The 19,597-nt window shown below is 48.4% G+C and carries 22 protein-coding genes; 6 read left to right on the top strand and 16 right to left on the bottom strand.

Translation table 11 applies throughout. The features are described from left to right. Positions 1–386 precede the first annotated feature (386 nt). Positions 387–1,430 carry a permease gene (locus tag EV294_RS14695; protein ID WP_132307960.1) on the top strand — a complete coding sequence of 348 codons (1,044 nt, stop codon included), beginning with the start codon at positions 387–389 and terminating at the stop codon, positions 1,428–1,430. Beyond that, complete coding sequence (locus EV294_RS14700) at positions 1,427–1,846, top strand: DUF1980 domain-containing protein (RefSeq protein ID WP_132307962.1); 420 nt, start codon at positions 1,427–1,429, stop codon at positions 1,844–1,846. Before EV294_RS14695 ends, EV294_RS14700 begins: the two co-directional genes overlap by 4 nt. Before the next feature lie 59 nt (positions 1,847–1,905). Here EV294_RS14700 and EV294_RS14705 read toward each other — a convergent pair whose 3' ends face one another. Then, entirely contained in the window at positions 1,906–2,340 is a 435-nt protein-coding gene (locus tag EV294_RS14705) for an O-methyltransferase (protein WP_132307964.1), read from the bottom strand. Between the two features lie 239 nt (positions 2,341–2,579). On the opposite strand from EV294_RS14705, the gene EV294_RS14710 reads away from it, so the two are divergent. Together EV294_RS14710 and EV294_RS14715 are read left to right on the top strand one after the other, a co-directional pair. Next, positions 2,580–3,845 (top strand): methyl-accepting chemotaxis protein, encoded by a 1,266-nt coding sequence (locus EV294_RS14710; RefSeq protein WP_132307966.1) that lies wholly within the window; start codon positions 2,580–2,582, stop codon positions 3,843–3,845. Between the two features lie 124 nt (positions 3,846–3,969). Beyond that, positions 3,970–4,773, top strand: a complete 804-nt coding sequence (locus EV294_RS14715; protein ID WP_132307968.1) for a polysaccharide deacetylase family protein — start codon at positions 3,970–3,972, stop codon at positions 4,771–4,773. A gap of 31 nt (positions 4,774–4,804) precedes the next feature. On the opposite strand, the gene EV294_RS14720 is transcribed toward EV294_RS14715, so the two are convergent. From EV294_RS14720 to EV294_RS14735, 4 genes are all read right to left on the bottom strand, one after another. Next, positions 4,805–5,464, bottom strand: a complete 660-nt coding sequence (locus tag EV294_RS14720; protein ID WP_132307970.1) for a 3D domain-containing protein — start codon at positions 5,462–5,464, stop codon at positions 4,805–4,807. 135 nt (positions 5,465–5,599) lie between these two features. Beyond that, positions 5,600–6,427, bottom strand: a complete 828-nt coding sequence (locus EV294_RS14725; protein ID WP_132307972.1) for a CAP domain-containing protein — start codon at positions 6,425–6,427, stop codon at positions 5,600–5,602. Positions 6,428–6,827: 400 nt separating this feature from the next. Further along, entirely contained in the window at positions 6,828–7,847 is a 1,020-nt protein-coding gene (locus tag EV294_RS14730) for a Gfo/Idh/MocA family protein (protein ID WP_132307974.1), read from the bottom strand. Between the two features lie 38 nt (positions 7,848–7,885). Further along, positions 7,886–8,656 carry a sugar phosphate isomerase/epimerase family protein gene (locus tag EV294_RS14735; RefSeq protein WP_132307976.1) on the bottom strand — a complete coding sequence of 257 codons (771 nt, stop codon included), beginning with the start codon at positions 8,654–8,656 and terminating at the stop codon, positions 7,886–7,888. Positions 8,657–9,009: 353 nt separating this feature from the next. On the opposite strand from EV294_RS14735, the gene EV294_RS14740 reads away from it, so the two are divergent. Further along, complete coding sequence (locus EV294_RS14740) at positions 9,010–9,237, top strand: 3-dehydroquinate dehydratase (RefSeq protein WP_091185155.1); 228 nt, start codon at positions 9,010–9,012, stop codon at positions 9,235–9,237. 122 nt (positions 9,238–9,359) lie between these two features. On the opposite strand, the gene EV294_RS14745 is transcribed toward EV294_RS14740, so the two are convergent. The 5 genes from EV294_RS14745 to EV294_RS14760 all read right to left on the bottom strand — a co-directional run bounded on the left by EV294_RS14745 (position 9,360) and on the right by EV294_RS14760 (position 13,429). Next, positions 9,360–10,025, bottom strand: coding sequence for a hypothetical protein (locus EV294_RS14745; protein ID WP_132307978.1), 666 nt, complete (start codon positions 10,023–10,025; stop codon positions 9,360–9,362). A gap of 199 nt (positions 10,026–10,224) precedes the next feature. Next, positions 10,225–11,457 (bottom strand): MFS transporter, encoded by a 1,233-nt coding sequence (locus tag EV294_RS14750; RefSeq protein ID WP_132307980.1) that lies wholly within the window; start codon positions 11,455–11,457, stop codon positions 10,225–10,227. A gap of 145 nt (positions 11,458–11,602) precedes the next feature. Next, the gene (locus tag EV294_RS14755) at positions 11,603–11,944 is read right to left on the bottom strand and encodes a hypothetical protein (RefSeq protein WP_132307982.1); all 342 of its coding nucleotides are present in this window, start codon (positions 11,942–11,944) and stop codon (positions 11,603–11,605) included. 26 nt (positions 11,945–11,970) lie between these two features. Beyond that, entirely contained in the window at positions 11,971–12,129 is a 159-nt protein-coding gene (locus EV294_RS30295; RefSeq protein WP_165930685.1) for a hypothetical protein, read from the bottom strand. Between the two features lie 19 nt (positions 12,130–12,148). Continuing rightward, positions 12,149–13,429 (bottom strand): glucuronate isomerase, encoded by a 1,281-nt coding sequence (locus EV294_RS14760; RefSeq protein WP_207918148.1) that lies wholly within the window; start codon positions 13,427–13,429, stop codon positions 12,149–12,151. Positions 13,430–13,595: 166 nt separating this feature from the next. Here EV294_RS14760 and EV294_RS14765 point away from each other — a divergent pair, with 166 nt between their 5' ends. After that, on the top strand, positions 13,596–14,447 hold the full coding sequence (locus tag EV294_RS14765) for an AraC family transcriptional regulator (RefSeq protein WP_132307984.1): 852 nt from the start codon (positions 13,596–13,598) through the stop codon (positions 14,445–14,447). Between the two features lie 13 nt (positions 14,448–14,460). Here the strand turns inward: EV294_RS14765 and EV294_RS14770 are convergent, their stop codons facing one another. From EV294_RS14770 to EV294_RS30300, 6 genes are all read right to left on the bottom strand, one after another. Continuing rightward, positions 14,461–15,036, bottom strand: coding sequence for a TetR/AcrR family transcriptional regulator (locus EV294_RS14770; protein ID WP_132307986.1), 576 nt, complete (start codon positions 15,034–15,036; stop codon positions 14,461–14,463). Positions 15,037–15,053: 17 nt separating this feature from the next. Then, positions 15,054–15,782, bottom strand: a complete 729-nt coding sequence (locus EV294_RS14775; protein WP_132307988.1) for an MBL fold metallo-hydrolase — start codon at positions 15,780–15,782, stop codon at positions 15,054–15,056. Between the two features lie 657 nt (positions 15,783–16,439). Then, entirely contained in the window at positions 16,440–17,522 is a 1,083-nt protein-coding gene (locus tag EV294_RS14780; RefSeq protein WP_165930686.1) for an alpha/beta fold hydrolase, read from the bottom strand. Between the two features lie 449 nt (positions 17,523–17,971). Next, positions 17,972–18,367 carry a hypothetical protein gene (locus EV294_RS14785; RefSeq protein WP_132307992.1) on the bottom strand — a complete coding sequence of 132 codons (396 nt, stop codon included), beginning with the start codon at positions 18,365–18,367 and terminating at the stop codon, positions 17,972–17,974. Between the two features lie 164 nt (positions 18,368–18,531). Then, entirely contained in the window at positions 18,532–19,125 is a 594-nt protein-coding gene (locus tag EV294_RS14790; protein WP_132307994.1) for a class I SAM-dependent methyltransferase, read from the bottom strand. Between the two features lie 162 nt (positions 19,126–19,287). Continuing rightward, positions 19,288–19,597 (bottom strand): HEAT repeat domain-containing protein (locus EV294_RS30300; protein WP_165930687.1); only part of this gene is annotated, 310 nt, incomplete at its 5' end.

The following is a 19,597-nucleotide window of genomic DNA, read 5'->3' on the forward strand; positions in this document are numbered from 1 at the left end:
GTGGTGCCACCCTAATTTACTCATTGCCCCCCGCTGATATCCGAAACGCATCGGGGCGGGTTAAAGACAATAAGCCTTCATTGTTCCGTAACGGGGAACGGCCGGATAAGCATAGACAGCACTTCAGAAGTCTGCGTTCCGCTCTCGGCTCCAGGATCCATTCAGCAATCAGGCTTGCACTGGCTTGCACCGTCCGCCAGCTCTCTGTAACGCATTAATCCCTGCTGCTTACTTGTTCCCTTCATCGCATTTCGTACCCTGATTATAGCGCAAGTCTCTACCGGCATGTCAAGCCTATGACGCAAAAGTTGTCCTATCCCGGTCAAGCCTCGCATAAGCTGATTAGTAACGTAAACATTTCTTGGTAATCAAAGAGAGGTTGGCTCATGCTGAACATGTTATTCCGGTTTGGGACCCCGCTGCTCGGGATCGGATGTCTTGTGATGATTTGCCTCATATTGGCAGGACAACCCTGGTCCCTTGCTCTGCTCGAGTCCGATGGCGCTCAAGAGTTTAAAATTGTATGTTTAAGCATTATATTGGAAGCTTTTCCTTTCATCCTTCTTGGCGTTATCTTCTCTGCCCTGCTCCAGGTATTCGTAACCGACGAGATGATCCGGAAGCTCACGCCCAAGCATCACTTGGTCGGCATTCTCTTCGGCACCCTGCTTGGTCTTGTGTTCCCGTTATGCGAATGCGGAATGATTCCCGTTGTGCGGCGTTTGATCCGAAAAGGCATGCCCGCTTATATCGGTATTGTGTACTTGCTCGCGGGACCCATTATTAACCCGATTGTCTTTACGTCCACTTATGCCGCTTTCCGCTCGCAGCCGCAAATGGCCTACGACCGCCTTATCATTGCTTTTATCGTTACGGTTGTCATCGGGCTTCTCCTTCACCGGTTCATGAAAGGCAGCCCTCTGAAAGAAGCGTCGTCCGTCAACATCCCTGCGCATCGCCATGAACATCACATTGAACATGCACATCGGCATGCAAAGGAACATTCGCCCGAACCGGTCAAGAAAAACAGGCGACTGTCGGCAACGCTTAGCCATGCTTCAGACGAGTTTTTCGACATGGGCAAATATTTGATCTTTGGCGCATTGCTCACGGCCTTTATCCAGTCCTTCATTGACCGTCAGGCGTTTGAGGCCGTTGCCGGTCAGCCGCTTCTCTCCTATTTCTTCATGATGGGGCTAGCCTTTCTGCTGTCCATCTGCTCGACCTCGGATGCTTTTATAGCCGCTTCGTTCGGAGGCATGTTCCATACGGGACCGCTGCTTGCTTTTCTCGTGTTTGGCCCTATGATCGATTTGAAAAATACGCTGATGATGCTGTCCGCTTTCCGCGCGCGAATCGTTCTATCGGTTACGCTGATGGCCTTCGCCCTTGTGCTGGTTAGCGTATGGCTGCTGGAGGTGCTGCGATGAATCATAACTGGATACGGGCTGGCTTTCTTGCGGGATTTGCCTTTCTGATCATTTACCTCGACCGGTTAGGCCAGCTGCCGCTGTATGTATCCCCCGGGATTAAGCTATACGTCAAGCTGTCGGCCGTTGTCCTGAACGTCGCCGCCATTCACCAGGCTATGCTGGCCATGAAGCGCAAGCCCGATGCGGACTGCGAGGAATGCGGCCATATTCATTCCCATCATGACCATGACCACGACCACAATCATGACCACGATCACGATCATTCCATGTCCCCTCTAAAAAGCCTTCTTGTCTACGGATTGTTCCTTCTCCCGTTATTGCTCGGCTTCCTGCTCCCTGCGGCTGCGCAGGAGCACGAGGTCAACAGCGGCGGCATTCCCCATCTGCATTCGGGAGGCCATGAAGTTAAGTAAGCAAAAAACAGCCGTGCAGGAAATCCTGCACGGCTGTCCGAATAAATAATGGCTCTAGCCTAAAAATCAAAGCCGGTATGTTCGCCGTTCTTTTCCCGCAGCATTTGTGGCTTCGGCTGCTGGTAACGATAACTCCAGTTGGCTGTATTATAATTCGATTCGTAACAGATGCTAGCCGACCAGGTGCCCGCGTGCTGCCGGACAGCGAAATCGTACATAATTTCGCCATGAGTCCAATTCCTTCTCAATTTCAAAGCATCAATCGCAAGTTTGCGGAACGCCTGGACCTGAGTCGGCGTCATTCCGCCTTCTCCGTCTTGCTCCAGCTTGCCGTTCCTAGTCTCAATCGGATTGTGGCGAAGGCCGAATTTGCCCACCGCGTTATTCCGAATGTGAATATGAACCGTCCCCCCAACCGCATTTGTAAGTTCCTCTTCTAATTGGCGAAAAACAAAGTCAACTTGCCGTGCCAATGGCATAGCATCCAAATTCATATAATTTCTCCTCCTTTCTACCCTAAAATAGTTGTAATTAGTTGTTTCCAACTAGTTCTCAGGTCTGATTATAGAATCTTTTCAATAAATTGACAATATAGTAAATTATAATTTTTTACAATTATCGCGCAATTGCATCTATTTTCCCGAAACTTATCTCGATCTTATTCGACATTTATAGACCAATTTCACCGCTGATGCTATAATATGGTTATTCTATAAAAAGGAGCGCTTACATAATGAGCCAATGGTACTATTCCTTATCCGTTAGAAGTAAGCTGATGACCTCCATTTATTTAAATTTGGTCCTAGTTGCAATCGCGCTGAACCTGGTTATTTTATTCAGCGGGGGCTCCATCCTGGCCGGCCTTATTGTAACGGTGGTACTGGCGGTTCTTGCTTATCCAACCGTCGGCTTTATCGAAAAGGCTTTAAACTCCTCCTTTGAAGAGATGTCAAACGCGGCGTTCCGGATCTCCAAAGGCGATTTTACGCAACGAATCGATACGGCTGCAAACGCGTCTCTTGGCGAAGTAGGCCATGCCTTCAACAGCATGGTGGACAAGCTGCGTGATATTTTGACCGAAACCTCTAATATTACAAGGCATGTATCCGAAACAAGCCGCAATATTTTCGATAAAAACAATCATATTCAGATCGCGATGGAGCAGGTTGCCGCCTCCTCCAACGAACTGGCTACGGGCGCTAACGAAATATCCGAGGATGTTGCGGACATGAGCGAATCCATTGCCGAGATCGAGAAGAAGGTTGCGAATTATGCCCATGCGACGAAAGAAATGAACGAACGCTCCGAACTCACCTTGAGTCTCGTAGACAAAGGACGCGGAGCACTGGAAGCGCAATCCGAAGGGATGCGCCGCAACGTGGAAGCAACGGAGAAGGTATCCGAGACGATTACCGACCTGGCTCGCAAGGCGCAAGGCATTACGGCAATGACTACGGCCATTTCCGATATTGCCGAGCAAACCAACCTGCTCTCGCTTAACGCCTCTATCGAGGCTGCCCGTGCGGGCGAGCATGGCCGAGGCTTTGCGGTAGTCGCCCAAGAAGTGCGTAAGCTGTCGGAAGAAGCTACGGTTTCCACGAAGGAAGTATTCAGCCTCGTGAAGAGCATCGATCAAGGCATTAAACAAACGATCAATCACATGAAGGTAAACGAAGAGGTCGTTAAGATGCAGACGGAGCGGATCCGCGAATCCGAGATGGTCTTCGCCGAGATCGTTCAAAGCGTACAGTTCATTACGGAGCAGATTGCGGCATTCGCAAGCGAAAGCGACCAAATGCTGGAGAGCGCGCGTAAAATTTCCGACGCCATCCAAAATATTTCCGCCATCACGGAGGAATCCGCAGCCGGCACCCAGCAGGTATCCGCCTCCATGAACGAGCAGATTTCATCCGTTCAAGGCGTTGTGCAGGAGACGGAGCGAATGCTCAATATGGCTACCCAGCTTCAACGCACGATTCAAGTGTTCAAGATGAAATGAGATCGTATAATGAAACAGCCGCATCCGGTAAGCCGGATGCGGCTGTTTTTATGATGCGCATGATCCCTTCCATTCCGGGGAAAAATAGCTTCGCGACTACATAAGAAACGGAGGCTTTATACGAATGAAGGGAATGCCGACGATGTCCGGCAATTACAAACGATGGCTTGCCTCTCTGCTTACCATCGTATTGCTGCTTGCTTCCGTAGAGCAGGCCTATGCCTCTGCACCCGCAAAGCAAAAAAAGAAAAAAACGGCGGATACGTCCTGGGTAAGGATGCATAAGCAGTTTCCCGATACGTTTATCCTTAACGGCCCAAGAAACGCCAAGCGGGTAGCCCTTACTTTCGATGATGCGCCGGATCCTCGGTTTACGCCTCAAATCCTTGACGTTCTCGCGAGCTACGACGTTTGCGCAACCTTCTTTGTGGTTGGCTCCCGGGCAGTGAAGCATCCGGCTCTGGTCCGGCGTATTCACCGCGAGGGGCATACCATTGGCAATCATTCTTACAACCATGCCGTCATGTCACAGCTTAGTTCCCGGGAATTCCATACCCAAATCTGGCGGACGGACGCGATCGTAAGCAAAATTATCGGGTATCATCCCCGCTTCATCCGCCCACCGTACGGGGAGATGCGGCCGGATCAAGTGGCATGGTCGGGCAAAAGCGGATATACCGTCGTCAACTGGGATGTGGATTCCGTGGATTGGCGCAACAATCCGAACAGCGGCATCGTATTGCATAACATTAAGAAGACGCTTCAGCCAGGTTCGATCGTCCTGCAGCATGCTGGCGGCGGCTACGGTCAAGATTTGTCCGGAACGATTGACGCGTTGCCCGTTCTAATCACGCAGCTTCGTAAAAAGGGATACAAGTTTGTCACGCTCCCTGAGCTGCTGAATCAGTCCGCGGATAAAATGAAATAACCGGCAGCCCAAGAGGCTGCCGGTTATCCGGTTACTTAAGAATAAATACCTTTACGTCCTGAATGCCGAAATGGCTTACCTCTGCGGGCGTGCCCGGCAAATAAATATCGATGCGATTGCCTTTAATCGCGCCGCCTACATCGGATGCCGTCGCGATCATCCCGCCTGTTGGGAGACCGTCGGAGTTATAGCCCGTAATGTACAGCTTGGTGCCGAGCGGAATAACCTTAGGATCAACCGCAACCGTGCCTACCTTCAGCTTATTGCCGAAGTAATCCAGACCTGCCCAGCCGCCGTTCTCGGAAGCATCGCCGCTGTAAGCCGTCGCTTGAATGGACAGCTGCTTGCTGAACGTATGGATCGTGCCTGCTTGATCCGTTACGCTTTGCGCCGTAACTTTAGCCGCTTTCGCCGTTGCTGCCTTGGCGGTAGATGTCGTTTTTGCCGTTGCCGCAGCTTTAGCCGTTGTTGTTGGAATAACGATCTTAAGACCGGCGTAAATATTCAGCGGATTAATCTTTGCATTCGCTTTCATTAATTTATCAACCGACACGCTGTATTTCTGCGAGAGCTTCCAGAATGTATCGCCCTCAACAGCCGTATGTGTCTTGCTGGCCGCATGAACCGATCCTGTGGCAAAAATAAGAGATAAGCCGAGTACTGCCGTCGTCATCATCGATGCTTTCTTCATTTGTGTTGTCCCCCTGGTTTCTGCGTATGGTAAGTACGGATTCCTTACTTATGTGAAGAAAAGAAAAGCGTCAGGCGGAACCGCCTGACGCTTGGTTCTTCCGGTTTAAATGACTTCAATAGCTTTATTGAAGGGTTAGCCCGTGAATTCTTGTACCCACTCGCCATTCACGTAAGCTACGCCGATTTTCGTGTAGTTTGCGTTCAGAATGTTAGCGCGGTGACCGGCACTGTTCATCCAAGCTGTCATAACTTCAGTTGGCGATTTTTGACCCATAGCGATGTTCTCGCCAGCGTAGTTGTAAGTCACGCCAAACGATTTCATCATGTCAAACGGCGAGCCGTAAGTTGGAGAGTTATGGTCAAAGTAGTTGTTTTGGTACATGTCTTGTGCTTTTGCCGTAGCCACTTTAGTCAGAAGAGCGTCAGATGTCAAAGCTTTCAGACCGGCATTAGCGCGCTCTTTGTTAACAAGCGTTACAACTTGGGATGCGAACTCGCTTTGCGATACGGTACCGCTGCCTGCGTTGCTTCCAGTGTTGCTGCCTGTGTTTCCTGTACTGCCAGTGTTACCGGCGTTGCTTCCAGTGTTGCCGGAACCCGTGCTTGGTTTAGACGGCGTAGTTGGCGTTGTTGGTTTAGATGGTGTAGTTGGCGTTGTTGGTTTAGATGGTGTAGTTGGTGTTGTTGGCTTAGTAGGCGTTGTTGTATTGCCAGTACCCGTGCTTGGGTTCGTTACTTGCGTTGGCAACTGAATCGTAATGCCGCCAAAAGTAATCTTGCTCAAATCGATACCGTATTGCTGAGCAATTTGATTAATTGTATCCATCGAAACATTATTACAATTAGTGGAGTAAGTCTTCACAGCTGGTGCTGCACCTGCAGTTGGAGTCGTTACACCTATGCTGATCAAAGCTGCTGCTGCTAAGCTAGTGACACCCACTCGTAATGTTTGCATCTTCATGATTTCATCCTCCTAAAATTGTATGTGGTATAAAAGTTGTTGTCTTGTTTGCTTGTGAGCTCGTTAAGCACTTGCCCTCCGACGCCACTTATCGTAACATGTGTTTCGAACTTGTTTCATGGCACAAAAACTGGTAAGTTACGCGTTTTCACTGTAAAAACAGGCGGTTGAGCGTGTTTATGAGAATGTGCTCACTTTTCGCTAAAACCGCAAATTCAGGCGGCCGTTGGCTATTCCGCATAAATGTCAGAATTTTTAAACTCTAGGAGGATGAAACATTAGAATCCTTTAAGAAAGCGATTTCAAAAAGATCGCAATAAACAAAAAAACTCCCCAAAAAACCGCCTTTTCGGGCAGCCTCTTGAGGAGTTTCTTCAATATATAGCGATATCGATATCGATTAGTTTACTTTGATGAATTGGCCTGTTGCTTGGGATTCAAATGCGCTCAGAATAACCTGAAGCGATTTGCGGCCTTCTTCGCCAGGGATAGCCGGCACAGTGTCGTTAACGATCGAATCGATGAACGCATCCACTACGCCGCTCGACAGCTGTTTCGTGTTTGTGGAGATTTCGCCGACTTTGTGCTTTTCGACGGAACCGTCGCGAAGCTCGACGATAACTTGATCTTCCGGATGCGTGCCGATCTTCATCACGCCTTTTTCGCACCATAGAACGGTGCTGTTGTCTTCGCCTTTGTAGTACGTCCAGCTTGCAACCAGGGAGCCGATTGCGCCGCTCTTCATACGCACAACAACGTTAGCGTTGTCGTCAACGTCGCCGGCTTTGTCGATTGTACCGATAAACGCGGCAACTTCCGATACTTCATCGTTCAGCAGGTAACGGATGAGGTCGGATTTGTGCACGCCAAGGTCACCCATTGCGCCCATGATAGCTTCAGGCTTGCGGAAGAACCAGCTTCCCGCGCCGTCGATGCTCCAGCCGTCCGGACCCGGATGGCCAAACGATGTGCGGAAGGTCAGAACGCGGCCAAGAACGCCGGATTCGAGAATTTGTTTAGCTTTTACGTGAGGAGGCATCAGACGTTGGTTATGTCCAACCATCAGCTTCACGCCGTTTTTCGCAGCAGCTTCAATCATAGAAGCCGCTTCTTCGTCCGTTACAGCCATTGGCTTCTCAACAAGGACATGCGCGCCAGCGTTAGCTGCCGCAATCGACATGGACGCATGCAGGTAGTTAGGCGTACATACGCTTACCGCATCCGGCTTAACTTCAGCCAGCATAGTCTCGTAATCGGCATAAGCTTTGCCGCCGTGTTTTGCGGCATACTCTTCCGCGCGCTCGATTACCGGATCAACGAATGCAACCAATTCAACATTCTCGTTGCTTGCATACTCAGGAATATGACGATGTTTGGAAATGGAACCGCAACCGATTACTGCTACTCTTACTTTGCTCATTTTTTTCCCCTGCCTCTTCTATAGTCAAAAGTCGAAATTCATTGATTCAGATAGTTCGTTTTCAGCCAGTTGAAGCTTTCTTCAACCGATTGAAGCGGCGGATTCGCGCAGCGGTCCTGCTCAACGATCAGCCATTTTACGTCCGCTTGCTCGGATTGCTTGATCAGAGGAAGCAGATCGAGATCGCCGCGGCCAAGTTCAACCGTGTCGATTTCGGCTTTTTCCGTATTTTTAACGAAGTCCTTCAAGTGAACAAGCGGCAGTCTGCCGGCATATTTGGAGATGTATTCAAGCACGTTGCGGCCTGCGTATTGCACCCAGCCAAGATCCATCTCGACTTGAAGCAGGTCAGCGCTAACCGTTTCGTACAGCTTGTCGAACACGATTTGTCCATCGATCTCAACTTCGAATTCGAATTCGTGGTTATGGTAGCAGAAAATAATGCCGGCTTCTTGGAATCGCTTACCGTATTCCGCGAAGTTTACGAGATGCTTCTTCCAGGCATCCGCGTCGCGCACTTCAACAGGGAGCCAAGGGCAGATGGCATATTTCGCTCCGATTGTAGTCAAATAAGCAATTTCCTCTTCAATCTTGGATTCAAGATTCACGAGAGGCACGTGGTTGCCGATTGCAACTAGACCAAGCTCGTCCAGCAGCGCTTTCATTTGTTCGGCGGGAATATCCCCGTAACCGGCAAATTCAACACCTTCATAGCCCATTGCCGCAACCTTGCGCAGTGTACCTTCAAAATCTTGAGCTGTTTCTTCACGAAGCGTATACATCTGTAAACCGATACCCGGACGTGTCACCTGTTAAGCACTCCTTTATCATTCGATTCATTGTTGCTGTCTGTATTTTAAAGTTCCACGATTCTCATTATACGGGCTAAGGGAAACAAAAAAACAGTTGTCTTATTACTATTTTCTTATGCGATTTTGCCATTTCTTCGGTTTGAGCCCCTCAACCTGCCCTCTTTGGCGCCTGTCGTCGTCAGATTCCTTGAATTGTAAAGAAATCATAACCATTTTTTAAGTTTATCTTAATCTTTATCGCTTAAAATAAGATAATAAAGTAAGCTAATTAATATTCGGGCGAAACCTTCTGCGGGTTTTATCCGTATATGTTATATCAAAGTCTATTAATGGAATGGAGGCATTCCCCTATGAAAACAATGATTTTATTTAATAACCGCACAATTCCCGTCTATTTAACCGATACGAATAAAAAAGCAATCGAAAAATTGTCCGATGTCCTGAACCGCAAGCTTACAACGGGTAAAAATGCCTTAAAAAACTGTATCAAATCATTGATCAGCGTTGAAATCAACGGCAGTGAAGCCACGCTTCACTCGTTGTACGAGAAAGATACTTTAACGATCTCATTGTACTAATGTACTAAGCCTAATAGGAAATATTACAATAGCATGTCCCAAGCCGGCTGTTATCCATACGATGCAGCCGGCTTTGCTTGTTTTTGATGCTCAGCAAAAAAGAAGCCCTCCCGGGCTTCTTTTTACTTTGTTGCCGTTTGCTGATCGGACTGCTGCCCGTTCTGCGCGCCGCCGCCATTCTGGAATTGACCGCCGCGCCCGCCGCCTCCGAATCCTCCGCCGCCAAAGCCGCCGAGACGTATGGATTCCGCTTCCTGCGTATCTTCCTTCAATTGCACCGTAATAATATCGTCGGCCTTCAAATCAGCCAGCGTCTTGTCTGTTTCCGTCATCTTCCCGTCGGTGAAGGATGCCGATACAATCTTGGTTGCATCCGTTACCGTAATATCCATCGTCTCATCGGAGAACATGTTCTGCATGTTGCGCTGGCGCCCGCCGCCGGAGTTCTGTCCGTTGCCCGCTTGAGGCGTCGAGCCGGCATCCCCTTGAGGCGGATCACCCGAAGGAGGGTTGCCGTTTGCTGCATCGCCTTGATGAGGCTGTCCACCGCCTTCCGGTCTTTGGAACGATGATTTGTAAATCGTAATGGTCTGCCCGTTAATCGATTTGATTTTGCCGATCGTGCCCATCATCGCTCTGCCTTGGAAGCCTTGTTTTCCCTGATTTTGCTGTTGGGCTTGTCCGGTTGTTCCGTTTGCGGCAGTGCCGGACTCGCCCGATTTAGAACCGCAGCCCGCCAAAGCGACCGAGATGGCGACAGCGCTTAGCGCAATTTTCCAGTTGTTCATCTCTCGTATTCCCCTTTATGGCCTTTTGTTTGCATTGTAGCAGACCAATATGAACGAGAAATGAACATGCCTATTCCAACTCTTCTTCCCCGCCGAACATCGCCGTGATTAACTTCGGATTCTTTAGGGAAGCCTTTTTATGATGAATTTCCAACCTCAAAAGAAAAAGGACCCTTATTCTGGTCCTATTATATATTCGTTAACTTGAAACCGAGCGTTCGATTAAAGCTTTGCGGTTGCCGAGCAGGAACAGCGCGGTTCCGATCCAGCCGCATACGGAGGCAATCACAAGCAGCATCGTTAACGATACGCTGTCCGATAACCCCGCTCCAAGCAGCGGCCCCAGCGTGCCCCGCACGCCAAACAGCATAAGATGCACGCCAAACACGGCGGCTTCCCTGCCCGGTGCTAATCTGGATACAAAAGCAAGGATGCCGATATCCCAGATGGCCTCGCCTATGCCTTGAATGCCGTTGCCCGCGATAACAGCCGAATAGCTACCCCATAAGCCATATAACATAGGAACTACCGCATACGCGCTGATTCCGCATAGAAGAACGTGTTTAATGTCAATCCGGTCAATCAGCCTTCCGGCGATTAAATACGTCAATAGCAAGCCTGCATAATAGGATACCCGGGCAAAGCCGATCTGCACGTTGCTCAGTTCCAGCACTTGCACTTGAATGATCTGGTACAGCGGATTGGACAGCATATTGCCGAAGCCGGAAAAGGTGGTCGCCGCCAGAAATACGGCCAGCTTGCGGTTTCCCGACACCAGTGCCCATTGATCGCGGAGCGAGAATCTCGCCCTTGTTCCGGCATGCAGGGACATGACCTGCTTAGGCAGTCGGAGAGAATTAAACAAGAAAATCGAAGCCACTCCGAAAATAGAGGCCGTTACCAGCGGACCCGACGGTCCCGACGCGTCAGCCCAGGAGCCAACGACATACGCAAGAGGAATCATTAATGCTCCGCTCGCGACGCGCACATAGCCCATCAGCCTGCCCCTGACATCCGCCGGATACATCCGCGCGACAAGAGAAGCATAAGCCGGAGCCTGGATTCCCATGAGAATTTGGAAGACCAGAGCTGTTGCTACGTAAACGGACGGATAAGCAAACAAAGCCGGAAAAATAATAAGCAATCTGCCGATGACGTTCGGAACGATAACAAACGGTTTGGGATTGCCCGTCTTCTCGATCCATGCCGCCCAAATCGGCGAGAACAAGAGACCTGCCGCCGGCGCTGCGGACAAAAGCCCAACCTGCAGGTTGGTAGCCCCTTCGCGAATCGCGAACGGCATAAAAAATTGATTCAATACTACGTTAAAGATACTGAATAATAAAGTCGCGCTGAAATCGATCCGCGCATTAAACCAAACCCGCGGCATCATCTGCATGCCAAGCCTATAAACACTGCCCTTTGTTTCCATCCCGCTGCAATCCTTTCGCTCCACGATCCGTTTCGATTTTGCAAGTCATACCCATTAGAGCAGAGAATTCCGGAAAGCGCAACAAACATTTTTACCGGAGCTTGTCATTCCCGAAAACGGCCCTTATCGGACGAAAGAACCTGCGTTACACCAGTATAAGCAACAAACCGAAGCAGGCCGCGGATACGCCGGTATAACACCAGGCTGCTGCCTTGCTGCAATCCCGGAGACGCCAAATCCGGACGAGATACCCGATTGTGAACAGAACGGAGATAATCATAATTCCCATCATAATGCCGTCCATAAAAGGATCGTTCATCATGCCTTTCATTCCGCCGCCATGATGCTGCATGTTAGACCATTCCATAGCGCTAATGCCGCCCGTAAGGAGCAGCGGAAGAAGCAAATGTATGCCGTGCACAACGATCGGAAATAACATGCCTCCTATTGATAGAAGGGAGCTGCGCGGCAATCGTTTATCGGTCACGTAGAGTCGCCTCCATCCCTGTTGCGTTACAACAGTATATGGCGCATCCACGCATAGATTCGATTTTTTTCACGGATCGTGATGTTGTACTGGCAAGGTGAACCGGCTTTGGCGTCCTTAGGCGGCAGAATGCGTTTCAATCCCGAGAATTCGCTTGGAAATCGCAAAAAAAAAGAAGCAGGCATCGCCTGCTCCTCCTCCTAACTATTCCGGCTGCTCCTTGCCGAGGAATCGCCAGAAGTTCCGGTTGAACAAATCGTCAAGATCCCGCTTGATTTCATCCTCCGTTACCTTCCAGCCGTTATTGTACAAACGCTCGTATTTCGAGGCCAGCACCTGCCCGATGATCCGGCGCGAGTGCTCCCACTTGTAAATCAGCTGTTCGAATACGCGGCAGTCCGAGTGCTGCGGAATAACGGAAGTGCCGAGAAGCTCGAGACGGAACTTCGTCATCTCCTCCACCATCGATTCGATGTGAAGGAACCACCAGCAGCCAAACACCATCAGATTGCGGAATTTACGCGCAAGCACGGTCAGCTCATGCTGATTGCTGCGGGCCAGCATCGTGATAAGGAACTTTTGCTTCGGATAATTACGGCATAAAGCTTCAACAGCGGACACGTCCGAATCCATGCTCATATCGCCCGCAAGACGAAGCTCCGGATTCACGCGGCGGCGAACGCCGATCATAAGGGCAAACGGGATGCCGTGCTTCTGGCAGACCGGCACCATCGCTTCGTCAATCATGCGGGTGCGGTGATCCTCGGCGGGATAAACGAAATCGCCAGGCATCGACACCGCGAGATACAAAGCGTCCATTCGTACAATCCATTCGGACAGGAAGCGGCGTACCTCTTCCTTCGTTTTCTCCGTCCACTCCTCGGCGGCATCGTAACCAAGGGAACGAAGCTGCACAACCGCATTAGGCCAGTCATTCAGCAGGCTGTCGACCCGAAGGGCGGCGGAGAACCGGGAATCCGTATTGCCGCCGCGGTTAAGCCATACCTCGCGTTCTTCCGGATCAAACGGATCGTTGGTCATAAGGACATGCTTTACGTTCGAGATCCGGAGAACCTCGTCTACCTGCTGGGCGGTCGTGCGGCTGGCAAGCGCCTCGCGGTAATCATTCAGGTTGCGCGAGGAAACATCAAGACCAAGACGGTGCAATATCGTAATAAAGCCGTTTGCCGCTTCGCTGACCGGCGAATGCTCGATAAAGAGCTTGTTCCAGATCCAGTCGGCCTGCTCCCGCTTCGACATAGCCCAGAACGCGTCATACGATTCCCCGTCATCGGCCCAGCGGAACGACTCCGAAATGAGATAATGATATATAAGCAGTTCATCGATGCCCCACAGCAGCAAATTGCCGAAATCGGCGGAAAACAAATGGGTATGCATATCCGTTACCGGCATGGTCATCGCCAGACGTTCAACGGTAGCTTTCATAGCACTGACGGATTCTATAGCCAGTTGTTCCTTGATCATCGCGTATTATCCTCCTCAACTTGTCCTATTCACATCGTACCACCGCCGGGGACTAACCGCTTCTATCCGGTTATCGTTCATCGCTTGCCGATTTATACGTGGTTGGTGTATTTGAAGGCCGAGCAGTATAATAAAACAACCGCTATTTCATTCGTGGAGGAATCGCATGAGCGTTCAAGAACGATACCCGCTTCCCATTGAAGCGATGTACAATACATCCCAGATTCCAACCGACTTTCATTCCCATCTGGAATATGAAATCTATTATTTTCACAGCGGCAAATGCAAGCTGCTGATTGGCGACAGCATCTATGAGCTTGCTCCCGGCAACCTGATTCTGATGAACGGGATGACACTTCATTATCCATCCATCGATAACCGGTACGAATATTGCCGGACGGTTGTCCATTTTGACCCGGCTTTTGCTTCAGGTCTGTTCCAGCCGCCTTTTCTTGTGCCGCTGCTGCTGCCGTTCGAGAGACAGACGAACCGCCTGATCTCCCTCAAAGCCGAGGAGCAGGCAAGAATCGAGCCGTTGCTGGAGCGGTTATGCCAGCTTCGGCAAAGCGATGATCCGCTGTCGCATGACCGGTTAATCCTCTGTTTCCAGGAGCTGCTGCTGCTTATTTACGAATTCGCCCATATGCCTAGCTACGGACAAGCCTCACCGCCGAGCAGCATTAAGCATCAGAACGTCCAGAAGCTGATCGCTTATATCGAGGAGCATTACCGGGAGGAGCTTGAGCTGGACGATATCGCCGATTATATGCATCTGAACAAGCATTACCTGGTGAAGATCTTCAAGGAAACGACCGGTATTACCTTGTTCCATTACCTGTATCAACGACGGATCAACCAGGCTAAAATGCTGTTTACAATGAATCCGGACCGCTCCATAACGGAGACTGCCTTTGAAGTTGGCTTCAAATACGTCTCTCATTTCAGCCAAACGTTCAAAAAATTTACCGGACAATCCCCCGATGACTATCGGAAGGGGATCGCCCGGCCTCTTGCGTAAATCGGTATTGGATTCAAGAACGGAATTGCTCTCGGATCCCGGCCAGATAGACCTTAAGCACAACCTGAATACTCTCGTCCAGATTTACCGGTAGTCCGAAACCTCCGCTTCTCTCCAGCGTTGCGAAACCATGCATAAAGCTGCGGAAGCCCCTGACGAGATGGATCGTATCCTCCTGCTTCATCTTATAAGCATAGTCCATCACCGTAATAATGAGCCGAATCAATTCTTCGCTTACTTTGATCAGCTCCGCGTCCTCTGTCTGCTGGGCCGGAAGCGTTGCCTCGTACAAGCCAGGATGCTCTCTCGCGAATCCGATATAGGCCAGCCCAATGGCAAAGACGGCATCATCGCCAGATCTTCCGGCAACGGCGCGAAGCAGCCTGTCATGCAGATTTTTGAGTCCGTGCAAGGCAAGCTTCTCCTTAAGACCGCTTAATCCGTCCACATGGTTGTATAAAGAAGGAGAACGGATGCCGAGCCTCTGGGACAACGAGGCGAGGGTAACAGATTCCAGTCCGTTCTCGTCCGCCAGCTCGGCAGCCTTTTGTATGATGGTTGGCAGATCCAATCCTAATCTTGGTGACATGCTCTATTCTCCCTTTCTTAACGAACAATTACGGTATCAAGCTTGCTTGATGCATGCTGAATGGCCAACTCCATCAGCGCTTCCGGTTTAACAATCAAATCCCCGTGACCAACGGCCAGCAAGGATGGCTTCAGCGTCAGCAGCTTCATTGCGCTGCGGAGCGATTCGACCTTATTCCAGGTTGCCATAGCGGGAAAAGGAAACTTCCAGCGCACCTGTCCGCTTACCGCGATTCCCCCGCGAACCTGAAAAGCATCCCCCGCAATCAAAGCATGGCTTCGAGAGTCGAGAAAGGACATCGAGCCCGGCGTATGGCCCGGCGTCGAAATCGCCAGTAAGGAACCTACGCGGTCGCCGTCCTGCAGCAGCACATCCGAGCGTGTTGCGATTTTGCCCGGCTTAGGCACGCCGCCCCGAATTGGCGTATCCGGCTCGTTGGGATCAAGCGAGCGGTCGCCGTTAAGCAGTCTTGAATCCCGGGCAGATATATACACTGTTACATCGGTCAGTTGTTGCCTCAATGCATCCAAAGCTCCAATGTGATCGCTATGAGCATGGGTCAGAACAATACGCGTAATAGGCTTGCCGATTTGCTTTGCCGCTTTCAGAATAGCTTCGGCGTTACCCGGCATTGCGGCGTCAATCAGCGTCAAGCTCTTCTCTTCCTCCACCAAATAGCAATTCACCGGGAACATTGTCGGCATAAAAGTAAGCTGATAAACCTGTTCATGACGTGTCATCCTCATTTTAATTAACCACCTTCGCTCATAAACTAATGTCGTTAGTTTTATAATAACTAATGCCATTAGTTTTGGCAAGAGGTTTTTTGCCTAAAAAAAGTGAGTACAACACTTCAACGACAAGAAAATCCCGATTAAGTTTTAAAACACGCATTCAACTGCCCCTAGCTGAGAAACATCAGCAGCAGGTCTTTATTGATCGGCTGCTGCACTGTTCTTATTAAACTAAAGTCCCTCGTCTAACGTAAGAGCTGTTGATCCAAAAAAAGCAATCAGCACCATTTCGTTTATGTCAGCCCAGTATAGAGGAATTTTCACGTCCAAAAAAAGACATAAAAATACGTACCAATGAAAAAGAACCTTGATTTATCAAGGTTCTAAATCGGGAAATACAGAATCTGACCACTATCCTGTGCTGAACCTCTCATTTTGACCCTAACGAGTTCTTAAACTCGTTGTCGAACAACTAGCTGCGGACTTGCTTTCTTGTCGTTCTCCCGATATGGGGGCTCAGCACTGCTTGTTCTGGCAGCATTTCGGAAATCCTGGAGCCATTCCGAAAAGGCATTACCATGAGCATGTCCCGTAAGGGAACGCCCGCTGCTAATGCCCCATCGAACCATTCCATTCCACTTTAAAGTCTGAAAAGTTGCTGAATCCGATCTACTGGAAAAACTCTCTGAATAGCTTAATGGCCGCTATAGGATTCTCCTCCATAATCCAATGTCCGGTTTTTTCTAGCTTCACCGTCTTTGAATTCGGCGCATGCTCGTTTAAGAACTGCTCCAGCATGCCGTAACCGGACACACCGGCGATACCAAGCGCGGGCACGGACAGAGGTTTGTACGTTTTAAATGTTTCGATATCGTCTCTGAACGATTTGTACCATTCGTTCCCGGCTCGGAGCGCATCGGGCTGGGAGTAAGCCGCGAGGTAAACCTCACGTTCCTTTTTGCTGAGAGCATTCTTGGTGTAGCCCATATAATCGTAAATCCAATTATAAACGAGATCCAGCTGTTTGCCCTGCAGCATTTGCTCCGACAAGCCCGGAATGGTATTAGTGGCAAACCACCAGTAGAACTTCGCGCGTTCGGGATTACTCTCGTCGTACACTCCCGCCGGTGGCAAAATCGGGATTTTCAAAAAGTTCTCATTCGGATGGGAAGCATCCATCAACACAACTTTCTTCGTGGCTTGCGGGTAATTCGCAGCATAAGCGTACGCGATTGTCGCGCCAATATCATGTCCTGCGATGTTAATGCTCTTGTAGCCTAGCGCTTTGGCCAGTTCATAAATATCCTTTGCCATTGTCTTCTTGTCATAGCCCGATTGCGGTTTGTCCGAGCTGCCCATGCCACGGTATTCCACGACATAAACATGATAGTTCTTGCCCAGCTCCGGCATCATTTTAGAGAATGAATACCAGGTAACGGGCCAGCCCGGCAGGATAAACAGCGGCTCGCCCTTCCCGCCTTCGACATAGTGAAGCTTGACGCCGTTCGCTTCCTTGTAGACGTTCTTGAAGCCTGGGAGCTCTTTGACCAGCTCTTCGTCTGAATTCGGCTTATTTGAGTTTGGCTTGCCTGCAGTTGTTAAGGCCACTTTCTTCGGATTGATATCCGCGGCGCTTTCGCTGACTTGCTGATTGCCGTTCTGCCCGCAGGCAGAAAGCAAAACAAGCATAAATGATGCAATGAGCAGAATTGCCATGCTTTTAGCCGGCCATCTCGATTGGTTCCCTAACATCACATTCACTCCTATGTGCATTTTATGGTTGGGCTGAACAGAGTCGCCTATTCAACGTACATCCTCATTTTGAAACGATCGCTGTCCTTCTATCCCCCTAACTGCGGTGCGGAGTTCGTGCAACCCTTTTTCTCCGCCATCACTTTTGATATTGAATCGTTAAATGTACGCGAGCCGAAGTGTTTCGTTAGTTCTTACACCTAGATTTTACCAAGGATAACGGAGTACCAAACCTGTTAAAGGTCATGAATATGCACAAAAAAAAGCATCGCCTTCGGTCATTGTACATGACTTTCTTCATGCGCAAAGGCCAAAAGTAATACTTCATTTACTTAAATCGAATGCAGTGTTCCCGCTCTCGAAGGTACACTTTAAACTGCGGTAGAGCTTCTGTAACTTATTTTGATTGAACTATAGTTCCCTGTTAGTTCAATCAATATTGTATCTAGTTACGTTAAGTTCTCAGTAACTCTAATATCAGTGATTGACCATTTATTTATTAAAGAACGAGATAATTTGATATATAGAGATCCATGAATTATACCGGTCAAATTGTTCTCTCGATCATAATTAAATTTCTCAATACGTACTAAAAACTCTCTCTCATTCCATCCTGCTTTTATTCTGTTTATTGAATATTTAAAGCCTGTTGTTTCATTAACGCCAGACCAGAATGAATTTAATATAGCATTGTTGGTTGCGTCTAATTCCTGAATCGATTCTCCCTTTATTGAAGCATCTAAAACTTTACTAACTGTATTATTGGGTGTGTAGAACATAATGAAATAATAACTCAAAGCAATAACTATCAAGATAATAATGATCATGCTCATTTTTCTACCCAAATTAACTTCTCCTTATGTAAATTTGCTTATGGATGTACTAAATAGAAGACGTTTGATGTTAACCAAAGTTCCGCAATTAATCCTTAACTTTAATAAAAAAGGCTACTGATCATGTGATCGGTAGCCGTGGTGTCGTTCTGAACTAACGTATCCCGTTAGTTGAATCATTTTTTGATTTTACAAATGAAGAAAGGGTATTCAGGAAATGCTTCGTACAAATTCTTTTTTACTAACTGATAACTCGATCGTTTTAAATAATCTTCTAACATCTCCAACGATGAGTACTTTAAGTTAGCCATGAACATAAGATATCCACCGATATTCAGTAAATTAAAACACGAATTTAAACACCTTTCAAAATCTCCAGTCTCTTTGACTGCTGATCCGATTAAGGTTACAATATCAAATTTTTCATTAGTTATTTCATTATCAAAAATACTTTTACATATCACCTTAGAAGGATTAGGATGACCTTCTCGAAGCTGTCTGTAAGCGAAGATTTCACAGATTTCTTTGTTAATATCAATACTTGTTAAGAGCCCTTTGCCTTTTAGCCAAAAGCCAAGGTAATCGTCCCAATCCCCTGTTCCAATCCCTACATTACATACCTTAATCCCATCAGTGACTGTAAATTCTTTTCTTACGTAATCCCTTGTAATCAATTCTGTGTGTATGCATTGTGGTGATGTGTTCCATTCACCAGCTTCGGGGTTTTTAAGCTCCAGGTAATAGTTAAACAATTTATCATCCATATTCATTGAGAAATGCCCCCACAAAAATCGGATATACATATTCTTTCAATACACTCTCTGATAAATCCTCCAGTTTATTCAATTAACCTGCCCATTAGTTCAGCAAAAAGCAGCCGAGCTTTATATGCCGGCTGCTCACGTGTTGTTGATCTATCGTTCTCCGTTAACTCAATTTTGTTCATCAATACTAACTGATAAAGTTGAGTAATGTGAGGAGTTAATCTGTTTTAAAACTTCCAATGCAGCAAGTTTTCGATACTTCATTCCTGTCTTCCAAGATTCAAGTGCAAATTGTTCTGCATAACTTGATTCAATAATACCTAGTGCCAATAGTGCTCTTCTTTTTACATACTCGTCTGAGTCTTCATAATACTTAACAATAATTTCTTCTGCTTCCGGCAATATCAATGCGATTTGCGAAAGGTAATGTGCCAGCTGCCATTTGGTTTCAACATCAGGATATGATACTCCCTGCTTC

Origin of the sequence: Paenibacillus sp. BK033 (assembly GCF_004345425.1) — a bacterium.
Taxonomy (GTDB): domain Bacteria; phylum Bacillota; class Bacilli; order Paenibacillales; family Paenibacillaceae; genus Pristimantibacillus.